The organism is Geodermatophilus sp. SYSU D00710, assembly GCF_054050195.1.
Map to the genome: position 1 here is coordinate 1 of NZ_JBJGYX010000105.1, position 7,714 is coordinate 7,714.

Below are 7,714 nucleotides of genomic sequence, written 5' to 3' on the forward strand. Positions count from 1 at the left end.
TGCCCGAGGGGCCGACCAGGACCAGGAACTCCCCGTCGGCGACGTCCAGGTCCAGCCCGCTCACCGACGGTGCGGTGGCACCGGGATAGGTCAACGTCGCGTGGTCGTAGGTGATGGCGGCCATGAGGTCCCTTCGACTTCCGTTCTGCGCCGGTGCAGAGCACTCCACTCTGGCACGCGACTGGTCCCGGGACCATGGTGGCACCCTCGCGCTACCCGTCCGGGGCACGGACACGGGCACCGGCGCCGACCTGCGGACATTCCGGAACGACCCGTCCGGATGAGCCGGGACGCCCTTCCATAACGGTTTCAACACTGTTGCGCGAAACCGACCTCCGCGCCGCTTATCGTCCCCGGGCGAGCGTGGCGACCGGCCCCTGGTGCCGGGATGCCCGTCTGCGATGACGCAGTGCGGCGAGGACGCCGCAGCAACCCGAAGGGAAGTACATGAGCATGCGCTCGAGAGGCCGGCGCTCCACGGCGCTGGCCGGCGGCCTGGGTGTGGCGCTGGTGCTCGCCGGCTGCGGTGCCAGCGAGACCAGCGGGGGCGGCGGCGACGGCGAGGCCGCGGCCTCCGACCTGAGCATCGACTGCGCCCCCTACGAGGAGTTCGGCGACCTGGAGGGCGAGACGGTCAGCGTCTACACCTCGATCGTCGACCCCGAGGACCAGCCGCACATCGACTCCTACGTCCCCTTCGAGGAGTGCACCGGCGTCGACGTGCAGTACGAGGGGTCCCGCGAGTTCGAGGCCCAGCTCGTCGTGCGCGTCCAGAGCGGCAACGCCCCCGACATCGCGTTCGTCCCGCAGCCGGGTCTGCTGGCCAACCTCGTGGCCGCCGGTGCGGTCGTGCCGGCGCCGAGCCAGGTCGAGGCCAACGTCGACGAGTACTGGGACGAGAGCTGGAAGAACTACGGCAGCGTCGACGGCGAGTTCTACGCCGCCCCGCTGGGCGCCAACGCCAAGTCCTTCGTCTGGTACTCGCCGTCGGCCTTCGCCGACGCCGGCTACGAGGTCCCGCAGACCTGGGACGAGATGGTCGCCCTGTCCGACCAGATCGCCGAGTCCGGCGCCAAGCCGTGGTGCGTGGGCATCGGCTCCGGTGACGCCACCGGCTGGCCGGCCACCGACTGGCTCGAGGACGTCGTCCTGCGCACCGCCGGCCCCGATGTCTACGACCAGTGGGTCAACCACGAGATCCCGTTCAACGACCCGCAGATCGTCGAGGCGCTCGACACCGTCGGCGGCATCCTCAAGAACGCCGACTACGTCAACGGCGGTCTGGGCGAGGTGCAGTCGATCGCGACGACCGAGTTCACCGACGCGGGCCTGCCCATCCTCGACGGCAGCTGCTTCATGCACCGCCAGGCGTCCTTCTACCAGGCCAACTGGCCGGAGGGCACCGACATCTCCGAGGAGGGCGACATCTTCGCCTTCCCGCTGCCGCCCATCGAGGGTGACACCGCCCCGGTCCTCGGCGGTGGCGAGTTCACCGCGGCGTTCAACGACGAGCCGGCCACCCAGGCGTTCCAGACCTACCTCTCCTCCCCGGAGTGGGCCAACATCAAGGCCCAGGTCTCCGGCCCGGGCTGGGTCAGCGCCAACACCGGTCTCGACGTCGAGAACCTGACCTCGCCGATCGACCAGCTGGCGGCCGAGCAGTTCCAGGACCCGAACGCGACCTTCCGGTTCGACGGCTCGGACCTGATGCCGGGTGAGGTCGGCGCCGGTGCCCTGTGGACCGAGCTGACCAACTGGATCGCGACCGACAAGCCGACCGAGCAGGTCCTCACCGACGTCGAGAACGCCTGGCCGACGTCCTGACCACCGCGGTCCCGGTCGGCCTCCCCGGCTGACCGGGACCGTCCGTCCCACCACCCCCGGAGGCCGGGGGGACCGCCGCGCCGGTCCCCCCGGCGTTCCGTTGCCGAGGAGAGGTCGTCTGCGGTGCAGTGGTTCCTGGACGCGACCACCACGGGGCACAAGATCGCCCTGATGGTGTTCGCCATCCTCCTGTTCGCGGCCGTGATGGGAGTGATCCTGTTCGCGGTCGACCGGCCCAAGCGGGTGCCCAACTGGGTGGTGGCGGCCGGCTTCGTCGGACCGACGCTGCTGCTGCTGGCGGTCGGTCTCGTCTACCCGGCCCTCGAGACCGTCCGCGGGTCGTTCTACAACCGGGACGGCTCGGAGTTCGTCGGCCTGGACAACTACGCGACGGTGTTCACCGAGGACAACTTCCAGACCGTCCTGCTCAACACGCTGCTGTGGGTGGTCCTGGTCCCGCTGGTGACCACCGGTCTCGGCCTGGTCTACGCCTACCTCGTCGACCGCACCCGGTTCGAGTCGCTGGCCAAGGCGCTGGTGTTCCTCCCCATGGCGATCTCCATGGTCGGTGCCGGCGTCATCTGGAAGTTCGTCTACGAGTACCGCCCCGACCAGCCCGGGGTGAACCAGATCGGTCTGTTGAACCAGATCCTGGTGCTGTTCGGCCTGGAGCCGCAGCAGTTCCTGCTCAACGCCCCGGCCAACACGGTGTACCTGATCGTGGTCATGATCTGGATCCAGGCGGGCTTCGCCATGACCGTGCTGTCGGCGGCCATCAAGGCCATCCCCGACGACATCGTCGAGGCCGCCCGGCTCGACGGCGTCAGCGGGATCCAGATGTTCCGCTACGTCACCGTGCCCAGCATCCGTCCGGCCCTGGTCGTCGTGCTCACGACGGTGGCGATCGTGACGCTGAAGGTCTTCGACATCGTGCGGACGATGACCGGCGGCAACTTCAACACCAGCGTCGTGGCCAACGAGTTCTACGCCCAGTCCTTCCGGCAGTTCAACTTCGGGCTCGGCGCGGCACTGGCGGTCCTCCTGTTCGTGCTGGTCATCCCGATCATCGCCTACAACGTCCGTCAGCTGCGCCTCGCGGAGGAGATCCGATGACCACGACCACCCCGGTCATGGCGCCCGTCCCCCCGGACGAGCGCCGGCTCACCCGCACCGAGCGCCGCGCGGTGGCCGCCAAGAACCGGCTCAGCTCCCCCGCCGCATCGATCATCGCGCTGGTCATCGCGGTGTTGTGGACCATCCCGACGCTCGGCCTGCTCATCACCTCCTTCCGGCCGGAGCTCGACATCCGCCGGTCGGGCTGGTGGACGTTCTTCACCGACCCGCAGTTCACCCTCGACAACTACAACGAGGTCCTCTACGGCGGGACGAACTTCGCCACGCTGTTCCTCAACTCGCTCGTCATCACCCTGCCGGCGGTGATCATCCCGATCAGCCTGGCGCTGCTGGCGGCCTACGCGTTCGCCTGGATCAAGTTCCCGGGCCGCAACATCCTGTTCATCGCGGTCTTCGCGCTGCAGGTGGTCCCGATCCAGGTCACGCTCATCCCGCTGCTCAGCCTGTACGTCGACACCGGCCTCAACGGGTCCTTCTGGACCATCTGGCTGTCGCACTCGATCTTCGCGCTGCCGCTGGCGATCTTCCTGCTGCACAACTTCATGAAGGAGATCCCGGCCTCGCTGGTGGAGGCCGCCCGCATGGACGGCGCCGGCCACGTGAAGATCTTCTTCCAGGTGCTGCTGCCGCTGCTCACCCCGGCGATCGCCGCGTTCGGCGTCTTCCAGTTCCTGTGGGTGTGGAACGACCTGCTGGTCGCGCTGACCTTCGCCGGCGGCGCCCCCGACGTCGTCCCGCTGACCGTGCGGGTGGCCGAGCTGGCCGGCACCCGGGGGTCGGACTGGTACCTGCTGGCCGCCGGTGCCTTCGTGTCCATCGTGCTGCCGCTGCTGGTGTTCCTGAGCCTGCAGCGCTACTTCGTCCGGGGCCTGCTCGCCGGCAGCGTCAAGGGCTGAGGCCCCACCGCTCGGACGCATCCGGCCCCCTGAGCCCTCCCCGGAGGGCTCAGGGGGCCGGTTCCGTTCTCGGGACCCGCGCGCCCGCGGGACGGGCGTGCCGCCAGACCTCGACCGCGCTGGCGAGCAGCAGCACGACCACCGCGGGCACCAGGACCGCCGTCGGCACGACGCCGAGCAGCAGTCCACCGGCCACCGCTCCGGCCACCGAGCCGGCCGCCATCGCCGCGACGAACCGGCCGTCCTGCCGCAGCACGGCGAACGCCTGGGACCGGCTGTACCGGGCGAACCCGATCAGCATGGTCGGCAGCGACACCAGCAGCGACAGGCTGCCGGCGACCTTGACGTCGACGGCGAACAGCACCGTGATGACCGGCACCAGCAGCTCGCCGCCGGCCACGCCCATCAGCGCGGCGACCACGCCGATGCCGAACCCGGCGACGACACCGGCGCCGGCCTGGGCGGCGGTCGGCAGGTCCGGGTGCGGCAGCCGGCCCAGGTGGTGGGCGGCGAACACCGCCGCGATGGCGACGAGCAGGAGCGCCAGGACCCGGTACAGGGTGGCGGCGCGCATCCGCGTGGCCCAGGCCGCTCCCGTCCACGCCCCCGGCAGGCTGCCCGCCAGCAGGCTCGCGGCGACGATCCCGTGCGCGGCCAGCTGGTCGGACGGGACCGCGCCCAGCCGGCTCGGGATGGCCGCGACGACCACCGTCAGGCTCAGTGCCTTGTTGACGATGACGCCCGGCAGGGCCGCGAACGCGAACAGGCCCAGCAGCAGCGGCAGCCGGAACTCGGCGCCACCCAGCCCCACCAGGCCACCGAGCAGCCCGACGGCCGCACCGGTGACCGCTGCCAGCCACGGCGAGCGCCGCCGGTGCGTCACGGGGAGCCGACGCAGCAGTCCCCGCCCCGCCGGGTGGCGGGACGGGGACCGGTCGTCAGGGCGGCGAGGGCCGCGTACGCCCTCAGGCGGTCGCGTGCTGCGTCTGCCGGCTGGCCGACGACGGCTCGGCCGAGCCGCGGCTGTCGAGGTCGCGCAGGTGCGACTCGAGGTAGGAGCGGAACCGCGTGCGGTACTCGCGCTCGAAGGTGCGCAGCTCCTCGATCTTGCGCTCGAGGTTGGCGCGCTTCTCCTCCAGACCGCCCATGACCTCGCGGTGCCGCCGCTCGGCGTCCTGGTCGAGGGCGGCGGCCTTGGCCCGGGCCTCGCGCTCCATCGTGTCGGCGCGCGTGCGGGCGTCGTTGACCATCGAGTCGGCGCGCAGCTTGGCCTCGTTGACCATCTGCTCGCTCTTGGCGCGGGCGTCGGTCAGCAGCCGGTCGCTGGTCGCCTTGGCGCTGGAGACCATCTGGTCGGCCTGCGCCTTGGCCTCGTTGACGTAGCGGTCGGCGGTCTCCGACGCCAGCGCCAGCATCCGGGAGGCGCGGGTGGTGTCGTCCTCGCGGGACACCGGCTGCGGCGGCGGGGCCGGCGCGGGCGGCGGCTCCGGGGCGGCCTGCTGGGCGGGGACCCGGCCGGTGCTCGAGCCGGAGCGCAGCTCGTTGTTCTCCTCGATCAGCCGAGCGAGCTCGGCCTCCACCACGTCGAGGAACGCGTCGACCTCGTCCTCGTCGTAGCCACGCTTCCCGATCGGCGGCTTCTTGAAGACGACGTTGTGCACGTCGGCTGGCGTGAGTGGCAAGGGGCTCACCTCGGGTCGGACGGCGGGGACGGGGTCGGGTCGATCACACGCGGACCGCGTGAGCGGTGGTCACGCGGTGAGGGCGAGACCAGACGTGATGCTCCGCAGGATGTACACGGCGATCAATAAGACCATGAACGCGAGGTCGAGACGGATCGACCCCAGGTTCAACGGCGGGATCACCTTGCGGATGGCCTTCAGCGGGGGGTCGGTGGTCGCGTAGACGACCTCGAGACCCGCGGCCACGAAGCCCGACGGGCGCCAGCTGCGCGCCAGGACCATCACCCAGTCCACGACGAAACGCGCGAACAGCAGGATGAGGAAGACGAGCAGGACCGACGACACGATCTGCCAGAAGAGAGCCACTGTCCTCGCTCGTCCCGGGGCACCCGCGGGTGCCGTGTTCGCCTGCGCTCCAGCGCCCCGGCCGACGACCTCAGGACTGGGCGAAGAACCCGCCTTCGCGGATCCGGGCCTTGTCCTCGGCCGTCACGTCGACGTCCCTCGGGCTGAGCAGGAACACCTTGGCCGTGACGGGCTCGATGCTACCGCGCAGGCCGAAGATCAGTCCTGCTGCGAAGTCCACGAGCCTCCGCGCGTCGGCGTGGTCGAGCTCGGTGAGGTTCATGATGACCGGGCTGCCCTCGCGGAAGGCCTCGCCGATGGCCCGCGCCTCGTTGTAGGTCTTGGGGCTCATCGTGGTGATCCGGTAGGGCTGCTTCGCGGGAGCGGGGGCGGGCGCGGGCTCCGCCGCCGCGACCGGCTCGCGGGCGGCCAGGCCCGCGGCGGCCGCCGGGCCGGAGCCGCTGACGGCGCCTGCACCGACCGCGCCACCGCCCGGGCCGCCGACGGCGCCCAGGCGCGGCCCGGCGGCACCGGACGGGCCCGGCAGCCGGGACTCGGCGGAGGCCGGCACCGGGCCCGAGGAGGCCACCGGCGTGGCCAGCCCCAGCCGGGTGGCGCCGCGGCGCGGCAGGGCCGGCTCGGCCCCGCCCGCGGGCTCGTGGCCGCGCGGTTCGGCACCGCGCGACTCGTGGCCCCGCGACTCGGCCGCACGCGGCTCGGCGCGCTCGTCGAAGCGCTCGTCGTCGTAGCGGCGGTCGTAGCGTTCGTCGTAGGCGGGGTCGCCGGTCAGGGAGTCGTAGCCGCCGTAGCCGGCCTCCCCGCGCCCGTCGGAGGAGTAGCGGTCGGCGGAGCGCTCGTCGTAGCGGCCCTCGTACCGGCCGGCCCGGCGATCGTCGTAGCGCTCCTCGTCGTAGCGGTCGTCGTAACGGCCGTCGTCGTACCGGTCGGGGTGGTCGGCCGGGCGGGCGTCGTAGCGCCCGTAGGCGCGGGCGTCGTCGTCCTCGACGAGTCCGAGGTAGATGCCCATCTTCCGCATGGCCCCGGCCATCAGACCTCCTCCGGGGACCCGGGTGGGACCCCTGTGACTCGTGTGACTCGGGGCGAGGTTAGGGGCCGGGAGCCGAAGAGCGCGGTTCCGACACGCACGATAGTGGCGCCGGCTGCGACGGCCTCCTCGAGGTCGCCGCTCATGCCGGCCGACAGCTCGGTGGCGGCGGGGTGGTCGGCGCGCAGGCGCTCGGCGAGGGCGGCCAGCCGGGCGAAGGCCGGGCCCGGCGGCTCGTCCCGCGGGGCGACGGCCATCAGCCCGCGCAGCCGCAGGCCCGGGAGGGCGGCGACCTCCTCGGCCAGCCGGGGGACGTCGTCGGGTGCGGCGCCGCCGCGCTCGGCCAGCTCCCCCGCCGCGCCGCCCAGGTCGACCTGTACGAAGACGTCGACGGCGCGGCCACGATCCTCCCCCGCCCGGGCCAGGGCGCGGGCCAGGGGCGCCCGGTCGAGGGAGTGGACGACGGCGCCGGTGCGGGCCACCGCCGCCGCCTTGTTGCGCTGCAACTGGCCGACGAAGTGCCACTCGAGCGGCAGGTCGGCGAGCGCGGCGACCTTGGCGGTGAGCTCCTGCGCGCGGTTCTCGCCGAACGCCGTCTGGCCCAGCGCGGCGAGGGCGCGGACGTCGTCGGCCGGCACGGTCTTGCTGATCGCGAGCAGGGTCACCGACCCCGGGTCGCGCCCGGCGGCCCGGGGGGGGGGGGGGGGGGGGGGGGGGGGCCGGGGCGCCGGGGGGGGCGGGGGGGGGGGGGGCGGGCGGCGCCGCCGCTCGCCCCCCGCGCGCCCCCG

The 7,714-nt window shown here is 72.5% G+C and carries 8 protein-coding genes; 3 read left to right on the forward strand and 5 right to left on the reverse strand.

The features are described 5' to 3' along the window. The first annotated feature begins 447 nt into the window (after positions 1-447). The 3 genes from ACI78U_RS24510 to ACI78U_RS24520 all read left to right on the forward strand — a co-directional run bounded on the left by ACI78U_RS24510 (position 448) and on the right by ACI78U_RS24520 (position 3,854). Entirely contained in the window at positions 448-1,824 is a 1,377-nt protein-coding gene (locus ACI78U_RS24510; protein ID WP_456878056.1) for an ABC transporter substrate-binding protein, read from the forward strand. Positions 1,825-1,947: 123 nt separating this feature from the next. Beyond that, positions 1,948-2,937 carry a carbohydrate ABC transporter permease gene (locus ACI78U_RS24515; protein ID WP_456878057.1) on the forward strand — a complete coding sequence of 330 codons (990 nt, stop codon included), beginning with the start codon at positions 1,948-1,950 and terminating at the stop codon, positions 2,935-2,937. Next, positions 2,934-3,854 (forward strand): carbohydrate ABC transporter permease, encoded by a 921-nt coding sequence (locus ACI78U_RS24520; protein WP_456878058.1) that lies wholly within the window; start codon positions 2,934-2,936, stop codon positions 3,852-3,854. The genes ACI78U_RS24515 and ACI78U_RS24520 overlap by 4 nt, the downstream gene beginning before the upstream one ends. 49 nt (positions 3,855-3,903) lie before the next feature. On the opposite strand, the gene ACI78U_RS24525 is transcribed toward ACI78U_RS24520, so the two are convergent. The 5 genes from ACI78U_RS24525 to ACI78U_RS24545 all read right to left on the reverse strand — a co-directional run bounded on the left by ACI78U_RS24525 (position 3,904) and on the right by ACI78U_RS24545 (position 7,591). After that, positions 3,904-4,737, reverse strand: a complete 834-nt coding sequence (locus tag ACI78U_RS24525; protein ID WP_456878059.1) for a sulfite exporter TauE/SafE family protein — start codon at positions 4,735-4,737, stop codon at positions 3,904-3,906. An 82-nt stretch (positions 4,738-4,819) separates the two neighbouring features. Beyond that, a complete protein-coding gene (locus ACI78U_RS24530; protein ID WP_456878060.1) occupies positions 4,820-5,536 on the reverse strand; it encodes a DivIVA domain-containing protein in 717 nt (238 codons plus the stop codon). A gap of 69 nt (positions 5,537-5,605) precedes the next feature. After that, a complete protein-coding gene (locus ACI78U_RS24535; protein ID WP_456878061.1) occupies positions 5,606-5,902 on the reverse strand; it encodes a YggT family protein in 297 nt (98 codons plus the stop codon). A gap of 70 nt (positions 5,903-5,972) precedes the next feature. Then, positions 5,973-6,929, reverse strand: coding sequence for a cell division protein SepF (locus ACI78U_RS24540; protein ID WP_456878062.1), 957 nt, complete (start codon positions 6,927-6,929; stop codon positions 5,973-5,975). Then, positions 6,929-7,591 carry a YggS family pyridoxal phosphate-dependent enzyme gene (locus ACI78U_RS24545; RefSeq protein ID WP_456878063.1) on the reverse strand — a complete coding sequence of 221 codons (663 nt, stop codon included), beginning with the start codon at positions 7,589-7,591 and terminating at the stop codon, positions 6,929-6,931. The genes ACI78U_RS24540 and ACI78U_RS24545 overlap by 1 nt, the downstream gene beginning before the upstream one ends. Positions 7,592-7,714: the final 123 nt, after the last annotated feature.